The 22,336-nt window shown below is 69.7% G+C and carries 19 protein-coding genes and 1 pseudogene; 13 read left to right on the top strand and 7 right to left on the bottom strand.

Annotated elements, in window-relative coordinates:
- Positions 1-454: 454 nt before the first annotated feature.
- The 3 genes and pseudogenes from LR393_RS37085 to LR393_RS18380 form a co-directional block, all read right to left on the bottom strand.
- Positions 455-961, bottom strand: a pseudogene (locus LR393_RS37085) (eCIS core domain-containing protein); the annotation flags it as partial.
- Positions 962-985: 24 nt separating this feature from the next.
- Positions 986-3,367 carry an eCIS core domain-containing protein gene (locus LR393_RS18385; protein ID WP_231485183.1) on the bottom strand — a complete coding sequence of 794 codons (2,382 nt, stop codon included), beginning with the start codon at positions 3,365-3,367 and terminating at the stop codon, positions 986-988.
- Positions 3,367-4,842, bottom strand: coding sequence for a ricin-type beta-trefoil lectin domain protein (locus tag LR393_RS18380; protein ID WP_231485182.1), 1,476 nt, complete (start codon positions 4,840-4,842; stop codon positions 3,367-3,369). Before LR393_RS18380 ends, LR393_RS18385 begins: the two co-directional genes overlap by 1 nt.
- 192 nt (positions 4,843-5,034) lie before the next feature.
- On the opposite strand from LR393_RS18380, the gene LR393_RS18375 reads away from it, so the two are divergent.
- The 12 genes from LR393_RS18375 to LR393_RS18320 all read left to right on the top strand — a co-directional run bounded on the left by LR393_RS18375 (position 5,035) and on the right by LR393_RS18320 (position 18,498).
- Positions 5,035-6,609 carry a phage tail sheath family protein gene (locus tag LR393_RS18375; protein ID WP_231485181.1) on the top strand — a complete coding sequence of 525 codons (1,575 nt, stop codon included), beginning with the start codon at positions 5,035-5,037 and terminating at the stop codon, positions 6,607-6,609.
- A gap of 24 nt (positions 6,610-6,633) precedes the next feature.
- Complete coding sequence (locus LR393_RS18370) at positions 6,634-7,077, top strand: phage tail protein (RefSeq protein ID WP_231485180.1); 444 nt, start codon at positions 6,634-6,636, stop codon at positions 7,075-7,077.
- A 32-nt stretch (positions 7,078-7,109) separates the two neighbouring features.
- On the top strand, positions 7,110-7,604 hold the full coding sequence (locus tag LR393_RS18365; RefSeq protein ID WP_231485179.1) for a hypothetical protein: 495 nt from the start codon (positions 7,110-7,112) through the stop codon (positions 7,602-7,604).
- Positions 7,601-7,759 carry a DUF6760 family protein gene (locus LR393_RS18360; protein ID WP_231485178.1) on the top strand — a complete coding sequence of 53 codons (159 nt, stop codon included), beginning with the start codon at positions 7,601-7,603 and terminating at the stop codon, positions 7,757-7,759. The genes LR393_RS18365 and LR393_RS18360 overlap by 4 nt, the downstream gene beginning before the upstream one ends.
- Before the next feature lie 3,464 nt (positions 7,760-11,223).
- On the top strand, positions 11,224-11,406 hold the full coding sequence (locus LR393_RS18355; RefSeq protein WP_231485177.1) for a hypothetical protein: 183 nt from the start codon (positions 11,224-11,226) through the stop codon (positions 11,404-11,406).
- A 42-nt stretch (positions 11,407-11,448) separates the two neighbouring features.
- The gene (locus tag LR393_RS18350) at positions 11,449-11,886 is read left to right on the top strand and encodes a phage tail protein (RefSeq protein ID WP_231485176.1); all 438 of its coding nucleotides are present in this window, start codon (positions 11,449-11,451) and stop codon (positions 11,884-11,886) included.
- Positions 11,886-12,605: a CIS tube protein gene (locus LR393_RS18345; protein ID WP_231485175.1), complete on the top strand. Its 720-nt coding sequence runs from the start codon at positions 11,886-11,888 to the stop codon at positions 12,603-12,605. Before LR393_RS18350 ends, LR393_RS18345 begins: the two co-directional genes overlap by 1 nt.
- Entirely contained in the window at positions 12,602-14,509 is a 1,908-nt protein-coding gene (locus LR393_RS18340) for a VgrG-related protein (RefSeq protein WP_231485174.1), read from the top strand. Before LR393_RS18345 ends, LR393_RS18340 begins: the two co-directional genes overlap by 4 nt.
- Positions 14,509-14,925 carry a GPW/gp25 family protein gene (locus LR393_RS18335; RefSeq protein ID WP_231485173.1) on the top strand — a complete coding sequence of 139 codons (417 nt, stop codon included), beginning with the start codon at positions 14,509-14,511 and terminating at the stop codon, positions 14,923-14,925. Before LR393_RS18340 ends, LR393_RS18335 begins: the two co-directional genes overlap by 1 nt.
- On the top strand, positions 14,925-16,883 hold the full coding sequence (locus tag LR393_RS18330) for a putative baseplate assembly protein (RefSeq protein ID WP_231485172.1): 1,959 nt from the start codon (positions 14,925-14,927) through the stop codon (positions 16,881-16,883). Before LR393_RS18335 ends, LR393_RS18330 begins: the two co-directional genes overlap by 1 nt.
- On the top strand, positions 16,880-17,440 hold the full coding sequence (locus LR393_RS18325; protein WP_231485171.1) for a phage tail protein: 561 nt from the start codon (positions 16,880-16,882) through the stop codon (positions 17,438-17,440). The genes LR393_RS18330 and LR393_RS18325 overlap by 4 nt, the downstream gene beginning before the upstream one ends.
- 344 nt (positions 17,441-17,784) lie before the next feature.
- On the top strand, positions 17,785-18,498 hold the full coding sequence (locus LR393_RS18320; RefSeq protein ID WP_231485170.1) for a zinc ribbon domain-containing protein: 714 nt from the start codon (positions 17,785-17,787) through the stop codon (positions 18,496-18,498).
- A 2-nt stretch (positions 18,499-18,500) separates the two neighbouring features.
- Here LR393_RS18320 and LR393_RS18315 read toward each other — a convergent pair whose 3' ends face one another.
- The 4 genes from LR393_RS18315 to LR393_RS18300 form a co-directional block, all read right to left on the bottom strand.
- Positions 18,501-19,232 carry a helix-turn-helix transcriptional regulator gene (locus LR393_RS18315; protein ID WP_407937332.1) on the bottom strand — a complete coding sequence of 244 codons (732 nt, stop codon included), beginning with the start codon at positions 19,230-19,232 and terminating at the stop codon, positions 18,501-18,503.
- A 218-nt stretch (positions 19,233-19,450) separates the two neighbouring features.
- On the bottom strand, positions 19,451-19,972 hold the full coding sequence (locus tag LR393_RS18310; RefSeq protein ID WP_231485168.1) for a hypothetical protein: 522 nt from the start codon (positions 19,970-19,972) through the stop codon (positions 19,451-19,453).
- A 137-nt stretch (positions 19,973-20,109) separates the two neighbouring features.
- Positions 20,110-20,760: an anti-sigma factor gene (locus LR393_RS18305; RefSeq protein ID WP_231485167.1), complete on the bottom strand. Its 651-nt coding sequence runs from the start codon at positions 20,758-20,760 to the stop codon at positions 20,110-20,112.
- Between the two features lie 40 nt (positions 20,761-20,800).
- A complete protein-coding gene (locus LR393_RS18300; RefSeq protein WP_231485166.1) occupies positions 20,801-21,373 on the bottom strand; it encodes an RNA polymerase sigma factor in 573 nt (190 codons plus the stop codon).
- Between the two features lie 166 nt (positions 21,374-21,539).
- Here LR393_RS18300 and LR393_RS18295 point away from each other — a divergent pair, with 166 nt between their 5' ends.
- Positions 21,540-22,247 carry a fasciclin domain-containing protein gene (locus tag LR393_RS18295; RefSeq protein ID WP_231485165.1) on the top strand — a complete coding sequence of 236 codons (708 nt, stop codon included), beginning with the start codon at positions 21,540-21,542 and terminating at the stop codon, positions 22,245-22,247.
- The last annotated feature ends 89 nt before the right edge of the window (positions 22,248-22,336 follow it).

Below are 22,336 nucleotides of genomic sequence, written 5' to 3'. Positions count from 1 at the left end.
CGTTCTCCCTCCCCCAGTATGGGTCCGGCTGACCGACCTGGATCCTCCTCGTCCAGAGCCGCTGAAGCTCCTCCTTGCGCACCCGCACCTCCAGCAGAACACCGGGTCGTCGCGCTCCTTCCCTGGCGATATTGGCCGAGTAGGTCATCGCCAGGTTCGGATCGGTGCCGAACTTCGTTGCGCCCTGCGAGTCCCGCGCCACCGAGGACTCGTAACCGGCCGCACCCAGTGAGCTCCCACCCAGGTTCGGATCCAGGCCCTCGGTTCCGATGCCCTTCGTCGTCACGACCGATCCCCGCACCTGGGTGGAACTCTCGAGCAGATTGTCCGCGGCCGTGCCGTGATAAAAGTAGTAGTAATCGTTGTCACTGACGGTGGGCTGGAAGAATGCCTTGAAGATCTCCTCGGTTCCCCCTCGGTTGTCAACCATCCTCTGCAGGGGCATGTCCGGCGAGACCCGCTGCACAGCAGTGGGTTCGGCATTCATCGGTGGTCGGCCGGACAGCGCCCGGTGCGCATTGGCCTCGGCCGCCCGCTCGAATCGGTCCGAAGGGTCCGAGATCCGCAGGCCCCCGCCGTGATCGGTACCGGCGACGGGCCCCTGCCGCTGCTGGATGACATGGGTGAGTTCATGGGCCAGGGTGTGCCGGTCCTCTCCGCCCTCACCGATGACGACATGGTTCCCGGACGTGTAGGCCCGGGCCTGGATCTGCGCGGCCGAGCGCCGGGCAGCACTGTTGTCATGGATCCGGACGTCGGAGAAGTCCGCGCCCAGACGGGATTCCATGTCGGTGCGGGTCGCCTCGTCCAAGGGGCGCCCACCCGACCGCAGCACGCCGCGTGTGGTCGCCCGCTGCAGAGCCGGCATCACCGGGGACTCGGCCCCCGGGCCTTCCGTCCCGGCCGGAGGCCGTCGCCTGGTCCGCGGCGTTCCGTCCTGAAGCGATTCGTGGTCATGCATCGCGTCTCCCTGTCGCTCTGCCCGTCAGCTCCCGGCCAGCCCGGTGAGCCCCTTGAGAAACGTCCTGAACGGTTCGCCTTCCGGTGCCTTCGCGTTCGCGATCAGATCTGCTTCGAGGCCCTCCAGGTCACTCTTCAGGGGTCCCTGCATCAGGAAGCTCCGCAGCTGCGACCCACCGATCCAGCGTCCGAGGTCTCGGGTGGCCGCGACGCGGTCACTCAGCCTCGGCATGTTCTGCCCGGCCTCCATCCGCCGCAGAGCCGCTGCCGCGCCATCGAGTTCGGTCGGCCCCGGGGCACCGGGAGACACCGGCGTCGGCTTGTGCAGGTTCCAGTCGTGGTCCCGGCTCATCGCCTCGATCGCGAGCCGGTCGTCCGCACCGACACCCGCATCGTCCAGGAGCGCGGTCCGGAAGGCCTGGCTCTGCGGCTGGCCGATGCTCTCGTACAGAATGGTCTTGCCCGCCGAGAGCGCCTCCGCCGTGCTCTGGTTCCCGGTCATCATGGTGATCGGCTCGCTGGCCCGGATCAGTGTCAGCATGTCCGACTTCGGAATGCTGTCCACCAGGATCCAGGTCATCGTCTTGCCCCCGTGTCCGAGCAACACGTTGCTGACCTGCTTGCTCCCGTTCACGAACGTCACCAGCCGGATGATCCCCACCTTGCGGTCGATCAGATACTGCTTGGCCGGTACGTCGAGCGCCGACAGGCCGAACTGGTCCTTCTTCACCGAGCTCTGTGCCACGGTCACGTCGTCGCGCCCCTCCGATTCCAGCGACGCCACCAGCATCGCGAACCGTACGGCGCTCTTGTTCGAGTACGCGAAATACAGCCGGGATCCGGCGTTCCTGGCGTACGCGTCGATATCCTGTTCCCGGTTTCCGATCGGACGGCTGAACAGACCGGTGAGCATCTGTGGGTCCTTGAGCGCGTGAAGATTCTCCAGCCGGGCCTGACGCCTGTCCTCGGGCAGGGGGATGGAGTCCTGGCTCTTCTTGTACTCCCGCAGGGCGGTGTCGACGTTGATCCCGACGTTGGCCACTCCGTACCGGTTCCTCCCCAGTCCGGCGGCGTGCATCTGCGACACCGCTCCCGGGGGCAGGGGCTGGTAATTGTTGTACTCGGTCAGTGTGGTCACCTGACTGTTCCACCGGGGCAGGCCCTTCTGGAAAGGCTTGGTGACCCCCAGCTGCGGCGCCACCACCACGCTCACGGGAGCCTGCGCCGGGTTCTGCACGGTGGGCGGCTCCGTGTTCGCATCGGGCAGGAGGGTGTAGGGAAGGCCGGAGTCCCGGAACATGCCCGGATTCTTCGTGGAGGCCCGTACCGTGCTCATCAGCGATACGTCGCTGCCGGTTGCGCCCGGCCCCGGAAAGGACTCCCTCAGGGTCTCGGCCGTCTTGATCCCCAGAGTGAGGTCGCCCCGGCCCTGGGCCTCATCGGTGTACACCGTGACAGGTGCCCGGCCGGTCCAGCTCAGCACACTGTAGAGCTGCGCGATCAGGACCGGCAGCAGGCCGGACGGATCGCCGTCGGCGAGCACGGCTGCCATCTGCGCGGTCAGCTCGGGTGTGGGAGCGGCCAGCGGATGCCCGGCCTTCACCCGCAGATACCGTTGCGGCTCCTGACTCTGCTCGTCCGACGTGGCCCGGGCAGCAGCCGTTTCCCTGACATAGTCCGCCACCGCGGTCCCTTCGACGGGACCTCCCCCCAGTTCGGCGGCCAGTTCGTCGATCGTCCTGAAGACCTTTGTGCCCGCCCTCAACCTCATCAGTCTCACGGCCGAGGCCGTCACCCCGAGCTCTTCCAGCTGCCGCTGGATGTCCTCCTGACCTTCATGGGCCCATGCGCCCTCGAACACCCTCTGCACCGAAGGCACCGCCTGGTCCCGCGCAGAAGGTCTTCCGACCTCCGGCGGAGGCGCCACCGATATCGGAACGGAGGCCTTCATGACCCGCTGTGCGTTGGCTTCGGCCGCACGTGCGAACGTGTCGTCCGGGTCCGAGACCTTCAGCCCGGAAACGTTCTCCGCCCCCGCCACGGGCCCGTTCCGCTGCTGGATGACATGGGTCAGTTCGTGCGCGAGGGTGTGCCGGTCGGATCCGCCGTCACCGAGCACGACGTGATGGCCTGCGGTGTAGGCACGTGCCCCGATCTCGGCGGCCGGCCGGTCGGCCGAGGACCCGGTGTGAATCCGCACGTCCGAGAAGTCGGCCCCCAGCCGGGCTTCCATCTCGGCGCGAACGGGCTCCTCCAGAGGACGACCGCCACTGCTCAGCACCCGCGGAACCATCGACCGCTGTACGGCCTGCCTGGTCTCCCCGGAGTCGTCGCGCCGACGTTGTCCATCCCGCCGGACACCGCCCGACCGGTCGGGTCCGGACGCATCCTCGACGTAACGATGCATCACGAGTCCCCGAGCGTCCACTGCTGCAACGACTTCAGCCGGTCCTCGCACCGCAGCGCGCGGGCCTGCTGGTCAGCACCCGCGTTGGTCAGGCACTCCCCCGTGCCGGCGTTGACGATCAGCACGGTGTCGTCGTCCGAGTCGGTGAACGTCCATCGCTGAAAGTCCTCCACCCGGCCGGCCCGGATCGCGCCGTCCCCGCCGGAGACCGTCCGGATCCGCAGCTGGTCCACGTCGTCGTTACGGGTCAGCGCGCTCCCGGCCGAGTTTCCCGGGGACAGCGCCATCGAGCCGTCGTCGAACCCGACCAGCACCCAGAACTGGTTCAGCGCCACCTGCTGATTCTGCTGGTTCTGCTTGCCCTGCACGATCACCGGGGTTCCGTCGTCCTGGGCGCCGTTCTGCACGGTCAGGTAGTTGCCGTCCTGGCGGCTGGTGATCGTGGCGACGGCGTCACCGTTCTGGTCCTTCTGCAGATCGCCGAGTTTCTCGTCCTCTTGTTGCTGCTGTTGCTGTTGTTGTTGCTGCGGTGGCTGGGTGGCCGCCGGGGGCTGAGTGGCGGCAGCGGGAGGCGGCTGCGCCGCGGGGGGCTGAGTGGGCGGCGGTGTGGCCACGGCCGGCGGTGGAAGGGCAACCACCGGAGCCGCCTGCGCGGGCGGAGGGGTCGGCAGGGCCACCGGGGCGGCGGCCGGCTGCACCGACAGCTCCTGGGCCACGGTGCGCAGGTTCGGCAGCGGGAACGTCATGAAACCCACCACTGCCAGGGCGATCACCGTGAGCAGGGCCAGCAGGGCGATCAGCCATTTCGGGAACAGCGGGATCCGGATGAACGTGCCCTGCGGCTCCAGCCGGCTCAGGGGGTCGTCGATCTGCCCGGCCTTACCCACCCCGACCGCGAACGGATGACGCTCCTGCTGGCCCGTCAGCCGCAACCGCTGAGGCCGCACCTTCAGCCGGGTGGCGTTCGAGCGGCCCGGCCAGACCTCCAGCGTTTTCGTGTCGTAGGAGAAGTCCAGAGCGTCCTCGTCGTCGCGCGGCGTGAAAGCCGCCGTCAGCGGGGCGTTACCGTAGTTCGAGACCGACAGGCGGGGGCGACCCGACAGGCGTCCTCTGACCGTGGTGGGGGCCAGCACCGCGCGCACGTCGCTGAATTCCGCGACGGTCACACTGGCCTCGGCCACGTCGAACAGCTCGGCGTTCTGCCGGGGCCGGACCTGCACCCCGAAGGGCGTCTCACCGGCCAGGGCCACCGGACTGCGCGGCGGGCTGAGCGTGACCTGGGCGGCGCCCTGGTCACCCGGGTAGAGCCGCACCGACTGCGGCTCGATCACACCCCAGGCGGCCGGGGCGCCGACCAGCGACAACTGGTACTCCTCAACCGTGTCGCCGTCGTTGCGCAGCGCCAGGGTGTAGGCGGCATCGGTCCCCGGCTCGACGCGCAGAGACAGCGGGTTCAAGGACGTCCAAAGGCTCACAGCCCGACCGTAGGTCCGGGCCGGCACCCACGGCAGAGGCCGCCGGGCCCTCGCGCGGGCAGATCGCTGTGCCCGAATGGTCATATCGGGTTGTCCCGCACCGGAGTCGCGCAGACGTTCCGGTGACGGCCGGGCCCGGGCACGCTGAAGTCCGTTGCTTCCGTTCCCTGTTCCCGATCAAGGAGACCTCCCATGGCCACGTACCTCTCCCCGGGCGTCTATGTCGAGGAGGTGGCCGGTGGTTCCCGCCCGATCGAGGGCGTGGGGACGTCGGTGGCCGCCTTCGTCGGCCTGGCCCCCACCGGTCCCCTCAACGAACCGGTCCTGGTCACCAACTGGGCGCAGTACGTCTCGTCCTTCGGCGAATTCACCGAAGGCCTCTACCTGGCGCACTCCGTCTACGGCTTCTTCAGCAACGGCGGCACGGCCGCCTACATCGTGCGGATCGGCGGCGGTTCCGAGGGCAGCGCCAGCTCCGGCACGACGCGCGGCCGCCGCGCCGCGGTCGGCCCCGGTGACCCGGTCGAGATCGGCACGTTCAAGGCGTCGGCCCTGCCGCGCGAGGGTGTGAACGGCGGCCGGCTGACCGTCGAGGTGGCCGACACCGGCGGTGAGAGCGCCGAAGACCGTTTCACCCTGGTGATCAAAGACGGTGACCAGGTCGCCGAGAGCTTCGACGTCTCCGCCCGCAAGAACGCCCGCAACTACGTGGTCACCCAGGTGCGGCAGCGATCACAGTTGATCCAGGTCGAGGAGAACGCGCCGGCCGGGCAGCTGGCCCGCCCGGGCAACCAGTCCGTGCAGCTCACCGTGCCGTCCCGGCCCGCCGAGGTGGCCCGCGGTAACCAGGGGACGATCTCCGCGACCGAGTTTCTCGGTGATGCCGCCGAGCGAACGGGTTTCGGGGGCCTGGAAGCACTCGACACCATCAGCGTCGTGGCCGTGCCCGACCTGATGGCTGCCTACGAGCGCGGCGAGATCGACCTCGACGGGGTCAAGTCCGTTCAGCTCGGCATGATCTCTCACTGTGAGTCGATGGGCGACCGGATGGCGATCCTCGATTCCCCGCCCGGGATGAACGCGCTGCAGATCCGCGAATGGCGCCAGGAGATGGCTGGTTACGACTCGTCCCAGGCTGCCCTGTACTACCCGTGGATCTCGGTCTTCGACCCGGCCACCGGCCAGAAGCAGAACGTGCCACCCAGCGGGCACATGGCCGGCGTCTGGGCGCGTAACGACACCGAGCGCGGCGTGCACAAGGCCCCCGCCAACGAGGTGGTGCGCGGCGCCGTCGATCTGGAGCTGCAGATCACCCGCGGCGAGCAGGATCTGCTGAACCCGAACGGCATCAACTGCATTCGGGCCTTCCCGGGTCGCGGCATCCGGATCTGGGGCGCGCGCACGCTGTCGTCCGACCCGGCCTGGCGCTACCTGAACGTGCGCCGCTACTTCGACTACCTCGAGGAGTCGATCCTTCTGGGCACCCAGTGGGTGGTGTTCGAGCCGAACGACGACGCCCTCTGGGCCCGCATCCGCCGCAACATCTCGGCCTTCCTGGTCAACGAGTGGCGTTCCGGGGCCCTGTTCGGCACCCGCGCCGAAGAGGCCTTCTACGTCAAGTGCGACCGGGACACCAACCCGATCGAGTCGGTGGACGCGGGCCGCGTGGTCTGCCAGATCGGTATCGCCCCGGTGAAACCGGCGGAGTTCGTGGTGTTCCAGCTGGCCCAGTTCACCGGCGGCGGCGCCGGCGAGCTCACCGAATAATCCTCCGGAACAAGGGAAGAACAGATGTCTCTGCAGCCTGGCGATGCCCTCGCCGCCCACAACTTCGGCCTCCAGATCGACGGCGTCACCGTCGAGTACCTCCAGGAGGTCGGTGGTCTCAGCCTTGAGCAGGACGTGATCGAGTACCAGCAGGTCTCGGCCAACGGCCGCCCGGTGACCAAGAAGATGCCCGGCACCAAGAAGGCCGGTGAGGCCAGCGTGACCCGGGGCATGACCCAGTCGAGCGCCTTCACCGAGTGGATCAACGAGTCGCTGGCCGGAAACATGGCCTCGGCGCGCAAGAACGCCACGATCATGCTGATGGACTACCAGTACAACCCGGTCAAGCGCTACAACATGACCAACGCCTGGTGCAGCAAGGTGGAGAGCAGCGGGGTCAAGGCCGGCGACGCGTCGGCCCTGACCGAGCAGGTCACCATCACCTTCGAAGAATTGACGATCGAGTGACCCGGCGGGGCCGGGCCGGCGTGATGGCACCGATGTCGGCAGAAGATCTGGCCACCGCCGCGTCCGCCGGCTCTGCCCCGGGCGAAAGCGTCGTCGACATCGGAATAATGGACGCACCGGCACCCTCCGGCGCGCCCGTCCAGTCCCCGGGTTATCGCTTGCAGACCGAGTTCACCTTCGAGCTGCCGCGCGGTTTCGTCGCCGGTGACGGATCCGTGCACTCCTCCGGCGTGATGCGCCTGGCTACCGCCCGCGACGAACTGATCCCGTTGCGGGACCTACGGGTTCAGGGAAATCCGGCGTACCTGTCGGTGGTGCTGCTGGCCCGGGTGATCACCCGGCTCGGATCGTTGCCGGCCGTGCACGACGGCGTGGTGGAGAACCTCTTCGCCGCGGATCTGGCCTTCCTTCAAGACTTCTACCGCCAGATCAACGCCGAGGGCCACACCCGGGCGAGCGTCGTCTGCCCGCACTGCTCGGAGCCGTTCGAGGTCGAACTCGGCGGGAGCCGCCTGGGGGAATCGTGACGTGCGCGGTCGAGGGCATGCACCAGGAGATCGCGTACGTGGCCCACCATCTGCACTGGAGCCTGGAAGACATCATGGACCTCGAGCACCACGACCGGCGACGCTACGTGGCTGCCGCCCGCCGGCTGGCGGATCCGGCCGGTGGCCCGTCGTGAGCGGCCTGCTCGATTTCCTGGGGCTGGGCCGTCGTCCGGCGCCCACCCGGGCCGGCTCGCCGTCGGGCGAGCCGGCTCCGGCGACTGCACCCCCTCCCGCTACCCCGGCCCCGCGGGTGCAGGACTGGGCGGCCCTGCCCGCCATCCAGCGCGTCACACATTCCGCTTCCGCCCTCTTGACCGGCTCGTTCGACAGAGGACTGACCACCCACCGCAACCCCCTGCTCACCCAGGCATCAACATCCTCCGGCACAACGTTTTCCGCACCCTCTGCGGACAGAGACAGACCCCTGCCCGTGGTCACGGCAATCCCCAACCACCCGACGACAACGCCGGGCAACACCCCGGCGCCCATCCAGCGATTCGCTGAACCCACCCCGAATCAGCCACCACCCCCCGCGCACCCCCTCGCCGAAGGCTCCGACACACCCCGACGACGCCTCGGTCTCGGAGCCCCTCTCACCGACTCCCCCCGAGCCACCGTCTCCCCGACCGCGTCCGCCCCCATCACCGTCGCCCGCAGCGCCGATCCTGGCGTGCACCAGCCCAAGATGACAGCGCCCGCTCCGGTCGCAGGGTCACCCACCGGACCGGTGACAGGAGTGGCAGCCGCTACGGCGGCTACGGCGGCTACGGCGGCTACGGCGGCTACGGCGGCTACGGCGGCTACGGCGGCTACGGCGGCTACGGCGGCTACGGCGGCTACGGCACGATCGTCCGCGGTACAGCGCTCTGCGTCCAAGCCCACGGGCAGTGGACGGTCACGCCTCGGTGCGCCGATGGACCCATCCTCGGTCCTGAACCGGAACGCCCCGATCCAGCGGAGCACACCAAATTCGGCCGGGCCGATGTCCACCGATGCCGCGGCGTCAGAGATGGACGGCGACCGGTCCGGCTACAGGTCCGGCTCGGGCTCCCACTCCGGCTCGGGGTCCGTCTCCAGCTCCCACTCCGGCTCGGGGTCCGTCTCCAGCTCCCACTCCGGCTCTGTCTCGGGCTCCAGCTCGGGCTCTGTCTCCGGCTCTGTCTCCGGCTCTGTCTCCGGCTCTGTCTCCGGCTCTGTCTCCGGCTCTGTCTCCGGCTCTGTCTCCGGCTCTGTCTCCGGCTCTGTCTCCGGCTCTGTCTCCGGCTCCGGCTCCGGCTCCGGCTCCGGCTCCGGCTCCGGCTCCGGCTCCGGCTCCGGCTCCGGCTCCGGCTCCGGCTACCAGAAACCCCCGGAACCCACCCGGCAATCACCAGATCCGATTCGTGTGCAGCGTTTCCCGCGCCCGTGGTCAGCAGCTTCGGCGAGTCCTCTGCCGACGCAGAGCACCTCGTCGTTCAGAGCCCTGAGCGCTGCCTCCCGGATCGCCCCGGCCACGGACCTGCCGCCCGCGCGAGCAGCCCGGCTGTCCTCGGTGCAACGCTCCCCCTCGCCACCGCATCTTCCGCCGGTGGGCGGCCGCGCCCTCCAGGCCCCGCCAGCCAAAGCCCACCAGGCCGGCGCCTCCACGAACGGGACCTCCTCGAACGAGACCGCAACGAACGAGACCGCCACGAAAGGCGCACCCCGGGCCGCGCTCCCCCGATCATCGGGGTCCGCGACGCGGGCAGCCTCTCTACCGTCGATCCCGCCGGCGTCCCCATCACCCGCGCCGCAGGTATCCAGGTCACCACTGCGCCGGTTCTCCCTGCCCTTCGGCAGACGCAACACGGCGACCCCCCAGCCGTCCTGGTCGTCCAAGACCCAGAAGCCCCGTTCCCCCTCAGGCGGAGCGCGGACCCCCTCGGAGCCCTCGATCCGACGTGCCTCGCTGACCCGCCCGGCGGCTCCGACGCAACTCACCTCGCCGTCACCCGGACAGGCCGAACCCCCGACGCGGCAGGAATCACCGACCTCCGCTGCTCGTCCGGCCTCGCCGACGCAATCGCTCTCCTTGGCCCCCGCGCTGCACCGCTCCTCGCGCCAGAACCCGGCGCTCTCAGCCACACCGGCGCGGCTGGAGTCTTCAGTAGCTGCTTCAGCCCAGGCCGGGTCCACCGGACCGTCTGCGGCCTCAGGGCAGTCCGCGCCCTCGGGACAGGCCACATCCTCGGGACAGAGCACGTCCGCCGGCTCGTCCGCGCTCTCGGCGCAACGCACAGCCCTGCCGACGGTTTCGTCCCTTCTTTCCGGGCCGTCCCTGCCCTCAGCGACGTCCAGGTCCTCCTCAGCGCCCGCATCCTCCGTGGGGCTCGCAGGACCTTCGGTCACCGGACCCGTTCAGAGGGCCCCGAGCAACCGGCCACCGGCGTCCACCTCCACGACGGCCCACGGAGCCTCCTCGGCACCGTCCATCCAGCCGGCCGGGGCACGGCGTGAGTTGCCGAACTTCTCACCGGCAACGGGGCCAGCTATCTCCCCAGGCGCTCCCGTACAGCGAGTTGACGTCCGCCACCCAGCCCAGCCCCAGACCCCGACGACGCCGCCTTCTTCCGCCGATCCCGGCCAGCGCATCGGCGTTCGTCGTCCAGCCCCTCCCCACACCACAGCAGTCCAGGACAACGGCCCGGCACTATCGCCGGTCCAGCGTGCCGAGGCACGACGACCGGCCCAGCTCCACTCCTCCACCACCCCGGCAACTGGACCGGCGTCGTCCTCTGCCACTCCCGTCCAGCGAGTGAGCCTTCCCCGTCCAGCGCCGACCACGCAGCACGACGGCGCGGCGACCTCGCCCGCTGAGCGAGCAGAGGTACGGGGACCGGATCGGTCTTCCTTCCCGGCACCCCCGGTGAGGCCACCAGCGTCCGCCACGTCTGTCCAGCGGGCCGGCCTTCTCCGCCCGGCGCACTCCACGACGACGCGAGAAGACAGCACCACCTCCTCCCCCGCCCGGCGCCCGGCGTCCACCGACAGGATTCCGGACGCACCGACATCGCCCTCCTCGGCAAGGGCACGCGCTACCTCGGCCACCGCGTCCACACATCGGTCGTCCGTCGCCTCGCTCCAGGGCGCGTCGCTCGAATCAGCGCCGACGTCCTCGGTGCCGGGGGCGTTCACAGCGCTGTCCTCGGCTCCGCCAGAAACTCTCACGCGAGCCAGGACGGCGACGGTTCAGCGGGCTTCGCTCGTCCGTCCCCAAACGCCCACGTCGTCCAGGCCCGACCGAACCGCCCCGGTCAGGTTGTCGCCGACGACAGACCCGACCGCCCGGTCCGCGAGGACACCGGTGGTCCAGCCCTCGACGCCCGCTGCCGTGCGGCGGCCGGTCCCGATGCCCGCGACGCAACTCGCTACCCCCGCCCGGCCGGCCCGAACGGCGGGGAACCTCCCCGCGGAAACGGGATCGGCCGCGTCCGTCCGTGCTCCTCAACCCTCGAAACCACCCATAGTGCAACGGTCACCTTCGGCGGGTGACCGACGTCCACCATCGACACCGACCCCGCCACCGCCCCCGAAACAGGCGCCGGTTCAGCGGCGTCCGGAACGGCCGGCGCGCCCGTCGGTGCCCGCCGCGGCCAGCTCGACGCGCAAGGCCGAGCCGACTGCCCCAAGACCGGCAGGGCGCAGCCCTCAAGAGCTCGACGAGCTGGCCCGGGCCCTGTACGACCCCATCGCCCGCCTGCTGCGGGCCGAACTACGTGCCGACCGTGAACGTCTCGGCCGGGTGCGCGACAGCCGACCGTGATGCCAAATAATCCGCCCCCGAACCATCGACAGAGGAAACCCCATGCCGTCCACCGCAGATCCCGCCGCCACCGTGTTCTTCCGGCTGTCCATCGACGGCCGGGATCTCGGGTTGTTCCACGGTTGTGACGGTCTGGCCTCCGAGGTCCAGGTCGAGCAGCACGAGGAGGGCGGGAACAACAGCTTCGTCTGGCAACTGCCGACCCGGGTGACGTTCTCGAACATCCGGCTGACACGTCCCCTGACGGCCGACACCGTGAAGGTGGCGTCGTGGATCTCGTCCATCGCCACCGGGATTCAGCGGCCCACGGCTCAGATCGCCGCGCTGCGGGCGGATCTGTCCGTGGTCGCGCAGTGGGGCCTGGTCGAGGTGCTCCCGGTGCGCTGGACCGGGCCGAGCCTGAATCCCGGCCAGGCCGGAGTGGCCGAGGAAGAGCTGGAGATCGCTCATCACGGCTTCACCGATGCGGGAGGCCGGTGATGGCCGGCGTGAAAAATGGCGCCAGCCTGGTGCGGGCGACCCTGTCGATCCATCATCCGCCTTCGACCCTGACCGGCGGTCTGGGCGGCCAGATCGGGCAGGTGCGCTTCCAGTTCAACCCCAACCAGCTGCAGTTGTCCCGATCGGCGTCGTGGAACACCCAGCCGTCAGTGGGTTTCGCCCGCGGCGCCTCACCGGAGTTCTCCGGGGCCAACCCGGCCTCGTTGCAGGTCGAGGTGTTCCTCGACGGCTCGGCCAAACCGAGCGCGAGCAAGGTGCGCGAAGACGTCGAACAGCTGCTGTCGTGCTGCGAGGTGGACCCGCAGAGCCTGCCGACCCAACGTCCGTCCCCACCCTGGGTTCGGTTCGCCTGGGGCTCGTTCAGCACGGTGCAGTTCGTCGCCTACGTGGAGAGCGTCAGCGCGACGTACACCCTGTTCACAGCCACGGGCGACCCGCTGCGCGCGAACTGCCAGCTGTCCCTGACCGAGGTCCCGCTGCCGACCAAGGGCCAGAACCCGACCTCGGGAACCCTGGCCGCGCAGCGCGTGCACCGGGTCGTCTCCGGCGACTCGCTGGAATCGCTGGCCTGGCTGGAGTACGGCGATGCGACCCGGTGGCGCGCGATTGCCGAGGCGAACGCGATCGATGACCCGATGCGTCTGGAAACCGGCCGGGAGCTGCTGCTTCCGGCGACCGAGGAGGTGGCCCGAGGATGAGCCAGAAAACCTACACCAGTGTGCTCCAGGTCCGGGTCGGTGGCACGGAACTGCCGCCGCGGCTGGCCGGTCTGATGGTGGACGCGTGGGTGGACGCGAGCGTGAACGTTCCGGCGGCCTTCCGGCTGGCTTTCTCCAACCCCGGTGGCGACATGTTCGGCACATTTTCCGTGCTGGCCGTGGGCGCGAAGGCCGAGCTGATCCCGGTCACCGACGGCCGGCCCGGAAAGCCACTCCTGACCGGGGAGATCACCGGGGTGGAGATGGATGTGGACGCCGCCGGGCGCTCGGTGGTGGTGCGCGGCTACGACCCGGGACACCGCCTGCTGCGAAACCGCCGGGTGGCCGGCTACCCGAACCAGACGGCCTCGGAGATCGTGCGGCGGGTGGCTCGGCAGAACGGGCTGAACCTGGGCACGATCGACGCAACGAGGACGGTGTACGCGCTCGCGACCCAGCCGAACGTCACCGACTGGGAGTTCCTGGCCCGGCTGGCCCGGGAGAACGACGTCAACCTGTACTTCGATCGGCTCGGCAAGCTTCAGTTCACCGCCCTGCGGGCCGCTTCGGGCGCGCCGGCGGGGAGCACCCCGGCCAGGCGGAGTCCCTACGTGCTGGAGTTCGGCGCGAACACCCTCAACGGCCGGGCCGGGGTGACCGCGGGCGGGCAGGTGAAGACGGTCTCGGTGCGGGGCTGGGACGTGAAGACCCGTAAACCCCTGGTGCAGGACGCATCGGCCACACGCACCGACGACATCCAGGCCGACATCACCCCGGGCGAGCTGATCAGTAAGTTCGGCGCCTCGGAGGTGGTGGACGCGAGCGTGCCGTACGGCACCCAGTCGCAGGTCCGGCACGCCGCGACGGCCCTGGCCGGTGATCTGGCCGGCTCCTTCGCCGAGGTCGAGCTGACCGTGACCGGCGACCCGGAGTTGCAGCCGGGCACGCCCGTGGCGCTGAAGAACGCCGGGTACCCGTTCGAGGGCAAGTACACCGTGACCGGGGTGCGGCACGTGTTCGCCTCCGGCCGGCCGTACACCACCCAGGTCAGCGTGACCGGGCGGCAGTTCCGCTCACTGTACGGCCTGGCTTCCGGCGGGGAACCGGCCCCGGCGATGAACGGAGTGGTCGTCGCCCTGGTCAGCAACGTCCAGGACCCGCTCAAAATGGGACGCGTCAAGCTCCAGTTTCCCTGGCTGTCGGACAGTTACGAGAGCGACTGGGCCCGCGTGGCGCAGTTCGGCGGGGTCGCCGGCGGCGGGCTGATGCTGCCGGACGTGCGGGACGAGGTACTGGTCGCGTTCGACCGGGGCAACCTGGAACACCCGTACGTGCTGGCCGGGCTGTACAACGGCGTGGACAGGCCGACTCCCGATCCGGACCGCACCGATGCCGTGAATCTGCGCAGCGGGGATGTCAACTGGCGCAGCCTGTCCGACCGCAGCGGAAACATGCTGGAACTGATGGACACCCGCGCGGGCAACCGGGGTGTGCGGCTGCGCTCGGGCGACGGGGCGCTGACGGTGCACCTGGACCGGGGCAGGACCAGTCTGAGCATCGACAGCCGGGGCACGGTGCGGATCCACGGCTCGCGCAGCGTCGAGGTGGCCAGCGAGGGCGATCTGACCCTGCGGGCCGGGCGCGCGGTCAACATCCAGGCCGGCGCGGCCGTCAACGTCAACGCCGCGGGCCGGATCGCGATGAACACCGCCGGGGCGATGAACCTGAGTGCGGGAGCGGCGGCCACGATCAACGCCGGGGCGGCCGCCACCATCAACGCGGCCGGTACAGCCAGCATCCAGGCCGGGGCCGCCGTCGGCATCCGGGCGGTGGGCAACGCGAACATCACCGCCCTGTCCGTGGTCCTGACCGGGATCCCGATCCGGAACGGGATCCCCTTCTGATGGCCGAGCAGTTCATCGGTTCCGGCTGGGCCTTCCCGATGCGGGTGGACGCGTCCGGCTCGGTCGCGCTGGCCCGCGGTCAGCGCGAGATCGAGCAGGCGATCCGGCTGGTGCTGGCCACCGCGCCGGGCGAACGCCCGATGCGTCCGGAATTCGGTTGTGCCATCCATGACCTGGTGTTCGCCCCGGTGAACGAGGCGACGGCCGGGCGGATCCGGTACGAGGTGCGCAGCTCGCTGGACCGCTGGGAACCACGCATCGAGGTCGCCGAGGTCAACGTGCTGGAGGACAACGACGACGACGGCGTGGTCCTGATCGACGTGCGGTACGCGATCCGCGGCACGAACAGCCCCCGCAACCTGGTCTTCCCGTTCTACACGATCCCTTCCGACGAGCCCTCGACAGGTGGTGCCTGATGGGACTGCCCTCCCCCGATCTCGACGACCGGCGTTTTCAGCAGTTCGTGGACGACGCCAAACGACATGTGCAGCAGCACAACCCGGAATGGACCGACCACAACGTCTCCGACCCGGGCGTCACCCTGATCGAAGCCGTGGCCCACCTGGCCGACCAGCTAGTGTACCGGCTGAACCGGGTGCCGGACAAGAACTACCTGGCCTTCCTCAACCTGCTCGGGGTGAAGCTCTTCGCGCCGGCCGCGGCCCGGGCCGACGTGATCTTCTGGCTCTCGGCGCCGCAGCCGGACACCGTGACGTTGCCGGCCGACACCGAGGTGGCGACCCTGCGCACCGAGACCGACGAAGCCCTGATCTTCGCCACCGAACGCGATCTGCTAATCCCCCCGGGCACCCTGGAATACGTCGCCCGCGAGACCCAGAACGGCTCGGGCGTAATCGATCTGACTCCTCAGGTGCGCTCCGGGCGGGACGTCCCGGTGTTCGGTAATCCGCCCCAGGCCGGTGACGCCCTGCTGTTCGGGCTGTCCGCGGCCGTGCCCGGCTGCGCGGTGATGCTGACGTTGGAGAGCACGGTGGACGGAGTCGGCGTGGACCCCCGTCAGCCACCGCTGCGCTGGCAGGCCTGGACCCCGAACGGCTGGCAGGACTGCGAACTCGAGGAGGACGGCACCGGCGGGCTGAACCGGGCCGGGAACGTGGTGCTGCACGTCCCGGCCACTCACGCACCCAGCCGGTTCGGTGACCGGGACGCGGGCTGGCTGCGCTGCCTGGTGGTGGCCCCGTTCCCGGACCAGCCGTTCTTCACCACCTCACCGACCGTGCGGGCCGCCGACGCGTTCACCATCGGCGGGACGGTGTCGGCGGTGCACGCCCAGGTGGTGCACAACGAGCTGCTCGGGGAGGCCACCGGCACTCCGGGACAACGGGTCCGGGTGGCCGGCGTCCCGGTGCTGGCCGACGATCCGCCGCTGCTGCTGGAGGTAGCACAGGACGCGGGCTGGCGGCCCTGGCAGGTGGTGGACGACTTCTCCGAATCCGGGCCGGACGACCGGCACGTCACCCTGGAGCCGGCCACCGGGGAGATCTCGTTCGGCCCGGCGGTGCGGGAACCGGACGGCAGTCTGCGTCAGTACGGCGCGGTTCCGCTGCGCGGAGGAATGATTCGCGCCGCGCGGTACCGGGCCGGCGGTGGGCGGGCCGGGAACGTCTCGCGGGGCACGTTGCAGGTGCTGCGCAGCTCGATCCCGTTCGTGGCCCGGGTGGAGAACCGCGAGGCGGCCCGGGGCGGGGTGAACGGCGAGACGGTGGACGAGGCGTCGGTGCGGGCCCCGATCACCTTGCGGGCCCAGGACCGCGCGGTCACCGTGCGGGACTACGAGGAGCTCGCCCGGCGGGCGGCGCCGGAGACGGCCCGGATCACCTGCGTGGGGATGTCCGCCACCGATCACGGTGAGAACGCGGTCCGCATTCTCGTGGTGCCGCAGGCCGTCACGGACCGGGGCGGCCGGTTGCGGTTCGAGCAGCTGGTGCCCGGTGACCTGCTGCTGGACAAGATCACCCGCTATCTCGACCAGCGGCGCCCCCTGGGTACCCGGCTGGCTGTGGGACCGCCCTTCTATCAGGGTGTCTCGGTAAAGGCCACGCTGCACTCCTATCGTGCGGCCCAGGTCGGCCAGGTGCGCGCCCGCGCCCTGGACGCCCTGTACGACTTCCTCGACCCGATGACCGGAGGACCCGACCGGACCGGCTGGCCGTTCGGTCGTCCTCTGCGTTCAGGTGATCTGTTCGCCGCCCTGCAACGTCTTCCGGGGGTGGAACTGGTGGACGAGGTGCTGCTCCACCCCTCCGATCCCCTGACCCGACGACGGGGCGATGCCACCGACGTCCTCACGCTGTCCTCTTCGTCGTTGTTCTTCTCGTTCGAGCACGACGTCGACGTGATCGGGCCGTCGTGAGAGGCGCCCTGCCCGAGCTGACGAGTCCTCATCCTCTGGGTGAACGGCTGCCCGCCGTGTACGCCGACGACGAGTTCGGGCAGCGGTTCAGCACCGGCCTGGACAGTGTCTTCGCGCCGTTGCTGACCGTTCTGGACTGCCTGCCGTTCTATTTCGACCCCCTGCTGGCGCCGATGGACTTCGTCGACTGGCTCGGGCGCTGGGTGGGGGCCGAGCTGGACGGGGACGAGGACGCGTCGGTGCGGCGGGCGGCGGTCGCGGCGGCCGGTCTCCTGCACCGTTCCCGGGGAACGCCCCGGGGGCTGGCGATCGCGATCCGGCTGATGTTCGGGGTCGACCCGGAGATCACCGAGAGCGGTGGCGCGATCTGGTCTTCCGGCCCGCTGGGCCCGTTCCCGGGTGACCAGGGCCCGTGGTTGCGGGTCACCCTGCGGGTCGCCGACCCGTCGTCCGTCGATCGCCAGCGTCTGGACGAGGTTGTCGCCGGAGCGCGTCCGGCCCACATTCCGTACACCGTCGAGGTGCTGGGTCTGCGGCCCGGCCCCGGCTCCCGATGAGAGGAACTGAGCAACCGATGCCGAACGAAAGCAGCGAACCGCGTCGCCGCCCGCCGGGGCCGGCGTATCCCGCTCCCGCACAACCCGGTTCGGTCCGGCCGGGGCCTTCCCAGCCCTCGCCTTCCCAGCCGGGACCGGCGCGACCTGCCCCTTCCCAGCCTGGCCCCACTCAACCCGGAGTCTCCCGCCCCGGGCCGTCGCGGCCCGGTCCGTCGTCGCCTCCGCGAGAGGACGGCCCGGCGGATCCCGAACTCGAGCGGGCCCGGGCCCTGCTACTCCCCGTGCCGGAATCGCTTCCGGGAGTGGGCGAGGTGGCGCCGGGCCGGCCCGATCCGGTGCGACCCGTGACCCGGACACCCGAACCGGTACGGGAGAGGGGCGTCCTCTGCTGGAACTGCTCGGTGGAGAACCGCAGCGACCGGATCTTCTGCCGCAACTGCGGGGTCGAGCTGAGCCGGGTGCCGGTGGCCGCCTCGCCGCCGGAACCCTCGTGGTGGAAACGATTCCGGGACCGCCTGAACGACGTGCCGTGGTTCGCGGTCGGGGCCGGCCTGCTGACGATGCTCATCTTCCTGGCCGGTGTACTGCTGGCCAGACCGCTGTTCTACCGCTACCAGGACCGGGTCAGCACTCCGGTGGCCGTCGTACCGATCTCGGTGGACGCGTCGAACAGCGATCCGCAGCATCCTGCGACCTCGGCCTTCGACGGCGGGTCGAACACCTGGTGGGGGCCGGGCTTCTCGGGTGACTCCCGCGGCCAGTTCCTGCGGGCGGTGATCAACCCGACCGACCTGAGAGCGGTCCGGATCACGCCCGGGGTCTCCCCCCGGCCGGAACTGCGCGACCAGCAGGCCCGTCCACACACCCTGACCCTGGTGGTATTCGACCAGCAGGGCCGGCGCACCACGAAACAGGTTACGCTGAAAGACTACACGCCAGAACTGGTGCGAATCCGGGTCGACGGTGCCGTGCAGGTGGTGCTGGTGCTGGGTGAGGGCTTCGGCACCTCGGACGGCAAGGAGATCGCCATTGCCGAGGTGGAGCTGTACCGGTATTGAGCTCAGTGTGCGGCGAGCGCGTCCCGTAGGGCCGCCCGGGAGCTGATGCCGAGTTTCGGGAAGATCCTGTACAGATGGGTGCTGACCGTGCGGTGGGAGAGGAAGAGACGTTCGCCGATCTGCTTGTTGGTGAGGCCCTGGGCGGCCAGGTCGGCGATCCGCAGTTCCTGGGCGGTGAGATCGGACGAGGAGGCGCTCTGGGTCCCGGATCCGGTGTCGCGCAAGCGTAGTTCGGGTAATCCGGCGGTGAGGGTGGCGGGGTCGTCGTCGGTGGCCGCGGCCAGGAACAGCACCGGGCGGCCGGACAGCCGGCGAGCGATGAAGCCGAGGACTTCGGCGCTGGAGGGGTCGATCCCGACGACGTCGTCCACCAGGAGCAGGAGCGGTCCTTGGGCGGTGGCGGCGGTGTCGACCAGGGCGAGTGCCGCCGCCGAGATGACGAAGCGGGAGGGTTCCGGGCCGTCGGTCAGGCCGAAGGCCCGGTTCAGGGCCTGGCGCTGGGTGCCCGGTAGCCGGGCGATGTACTCCCGCAGCGGGTACAGCAGCTGGTGCAGTCCGGAGAACGGCAGTTCCGCCTCGGCCTCGGCGCCGCAGGCCCGCAGTACCCGCAGACCGTGAGTGGGGGCCTGGGCTGCGAGCGCGTCCAGCAGGGCGGACCTGCCGGTGCCCGGGGCGCCGCGCAGCACCGTGCTGGACGGGCCGTTTTCCGGGCGGGCCAGCCGGGAACTCAGCACCGCGAGCTCCGGGCGGTCGTTCACCTGTTCAGGGACCACTTCCGGTCCGCGGAGTTCGAACAGCACACTGGCTGACACTGGCAGCTCTCCTTCACCCGCGCGTCCGGGCCGATCAGCGGTCCGGACGGTCAGCACTCGCTGACCGGACGGACACTAATCGGAGCGTTGTGGACGAACTGTGAACGTCGGGTGGGGAGCTGTTCACTGATGCCGCCCGGTCAGCGACTGGGGCTGACCCTCCGGATGGTGCCGGCGAACCCGCCGGCTCCGACGGCCAGGCTCTCGGCCGTCCAGTCGTCGGATCCGAGGGCGTCGAGCGCATGGTCCAGGGCGCTCTCCCAGGAGGCGCTCTCGGGCACGAATGCCGAGAGCAGCCAGCCCCCGACGACGAATCCGGCCTCCACCGCGTCGGCGGGAGGAAGCAGCAGGGCCGGGTCTTCCTGCTCGACCAGAGCGGTGAGGAAGGTCTGCGCGGTCGGCCGGTCGATATCGGCCCAGGCCTCCATGTGCACGACGGAATCGGCCAGGGACGCGATGCTGTCGAGGTTCGGGGGCCCGTCGTAGAGGTCGAGCAGCACGTGGTTGTCGACGGCGAGGCACAGGTCGACGGCGTCGGCGAAGGTCTGATCTCCCTGGTCGACGAGGGTCTGGGTGGCCACCACCGATCGCGCCGGATCCCGCGCGACCACGGCCGCCAGGGCCTCGCGCACGAGCGGCTCCACCTGACTGTCGATCCTCATCGGCACCACTCCTCCAGGTTCCGGTTCTCCTGCCGCCCGGTCTGCGGCAGGTCCGGCCACGGTAGTGGGGATGACTGGATGCGGCATTTCAGGCGGTCGGCCGGGCCCGGCGAGGCCCGGTGACGGAGCCCGCCGGGTTACTCCGTCCGGAGCGCGCCTTGCAGCAGGGACACCCCGTGCGCCTGCTGACCGAGCTGCTGGGCGGAAATGTCGACAAGAGGAAATCTCTCCAGGTCGCTGACCGAGGCCGGCAGGTTCAGCGGAGCCGGACCGAGCGTCCCCAGCGGAATCATCGTGTCCGCGCCGTCATACAGCCACACCGCGTAATAGCCCGTGGTGGAGGGCATATCGGAAACATCGACCTTCATCTGCAACCCGTGTCCGGTGTCGACGATCGTGACGGTGCCCCGAACCGCCCGCGTGACCGCGTTCTTGGACCCCAGGCTGGCCTCGGCAACAATTGTAGGAGGCCTTTCCACCAGCGTCTGTACACCCAGGGTCCCGGCGATGCCCACGAGGGCGGCCGCCACGGCCAGCAGGGCGGCCCGCCAGGCTGTCCGGCCCTGTCGCCGGCGCCCCGGACGGTCGCTTCCCGGCGCCACCTCCAGCACGGTCGGCGGCTGGGCGAAAACCTCCTGGGAAATGCGCTGCCACAGGTCACCGGGCATGGCCGGGAGCTCGCGAACCGGTTCCGCGTCCCGCGCCACGCCGATGACCGTGCACAGGTCCGACAGGCTGTCGGCGCACGTCCGGCACTGCTCCAGATGCCCGGTCTCCTGGGTAGACATGTGCTGCTCGCCGACTGCGACAAGGGTAAGACGCTCAGAATCAATATGCGCCACGGTCCAGCTCCCTTCGCTTGCGCAGGCGGGCCACGCCACGGCGCAGATGACTCTTGACCGTGCCGAGCGCCAAGCCTGTCACGGCGGCGATCTGACTGTGGGTCAGGTCGTCGTACAGCGCCAGCTCGAGGACGCGGCGCTGTTGCGGTTCCAGAACCGTCAGCTCGTCGGCGATGACGAGCTGCTCCAGGACGGTCTCCGTATCATGCTCGACCGATGACGGCGGCGACGCTACCCGACGAAGAGAGTCGGTCACCCGATCCTGCCGCGAGCGCACCCGGATCAGGTCGACAGCCTTGCGCCGGGCGATTCCCAGGAGCCAGCCGAGGAGGCTGCCGAGTTCGGGCTGATAACTGTCGCGGTTGTGCCAGGCCGCGACGAAGGTCGCCTGCACGACGTCCTCGGCGTCGGCGTGGTTACCCACCACGGTTCTGGCCAGGTGCAGAACAGCTGGGCCATAACAGTCGTAGAGCAGCCTGAGTGAGCCTTCGTCGTCGGCCTGGAAACCCTTGCGGATCTCCTCGTCACTCCCGCCCACCGGATGACCAACGTCACTCATCGTGGTCGCCGTCCTCGATCAAGCACGTCTGAACCTAACCCATTTCGCACCATGACCGGCGCAGCCGGGAACTCGGCGCAAGTTTCTGGGCTCAGGTGCATCCGTACGCGGGCCCGGAAGCGAATCCCAGAACGACACCACCCGCCACGACCCCCGGAAGGGAATCATGATGCGCCTTTCACGCCCCGTGATCACGCTCGCTGCTGCTGCCGGTACCGCTGTCGGACTGACGTCGGCGGTGCTGCTACCTGCCACTGCGTCGGCCAGCGCGGTGTCCACCGGGCAGAACGCCACGACCTCGATCGCCCAGGCCGCGACCTCTCCGGCCGGCAACCGGTCCCTGGCGTCGGTGCTCCTGGCCGACAAGCATCGCTTCGACCACAACGGAAAGGATTTCGACATCCTGCGGACGGCCGTCGTCACCGTTCTGAAGGCCAAGCCCAAGTCCTCGGTCAGCGTCCTGACCGACGGAAAGACGCCCGTGACCGCTTTCCTGCCCACCGATCGGGCCTTCGAGCTCCTGGTCAAGGACATCACCAAGGCCAAGAAGCTGCCCAGTGAGAAGGCAGCCTTCCGTGCTCTGGCCGGCCTGGGCACCGACACCATCGAGGAAGTGCTGCTTTACCACGTCGTGCCGGGCAGCACCATTACCGGTAAGGCCGCGCTCAAGTCCGACGGTGCCGTGCTCAAGACCGCCCAGGGCGGCACCGTGAAACTGAAGGTCGCACTGAAGTACCCCTGCGTGACCTTCCGCCTCGTGGACGCCGACAAGAGCGACGCCAACCCTCAGGTCATCAAGGTGGACGTCAACAAGGGCAACAAGCAGATCGGCCACGTCATCAACCGCGTGCTGCGCCCGGTCGACCTGCCCTGACGACGGCTTCCGGCTGCCGTCCCAGCCGATCACTCCGTAACCGGTTGCGAGGGCAGCCGGTTACGGAGCGATCGGGCCTGGCATCTCAC

This window comes from Kineosporia mesophila (genome assembly GCF_021129235.1).
Taxonomy (GTDB): Bacteria; Actinomycetota; Actinomycetes; order Actinomycetales; family Kineosporiaceae; genus Kineosporia; species Kineosporia mesophila.
The sequence above is the reverse complement of the archived record's forward strand: the minus strand, read 5'-3'. Positions and strand labels throughout refer to the sequence as shown.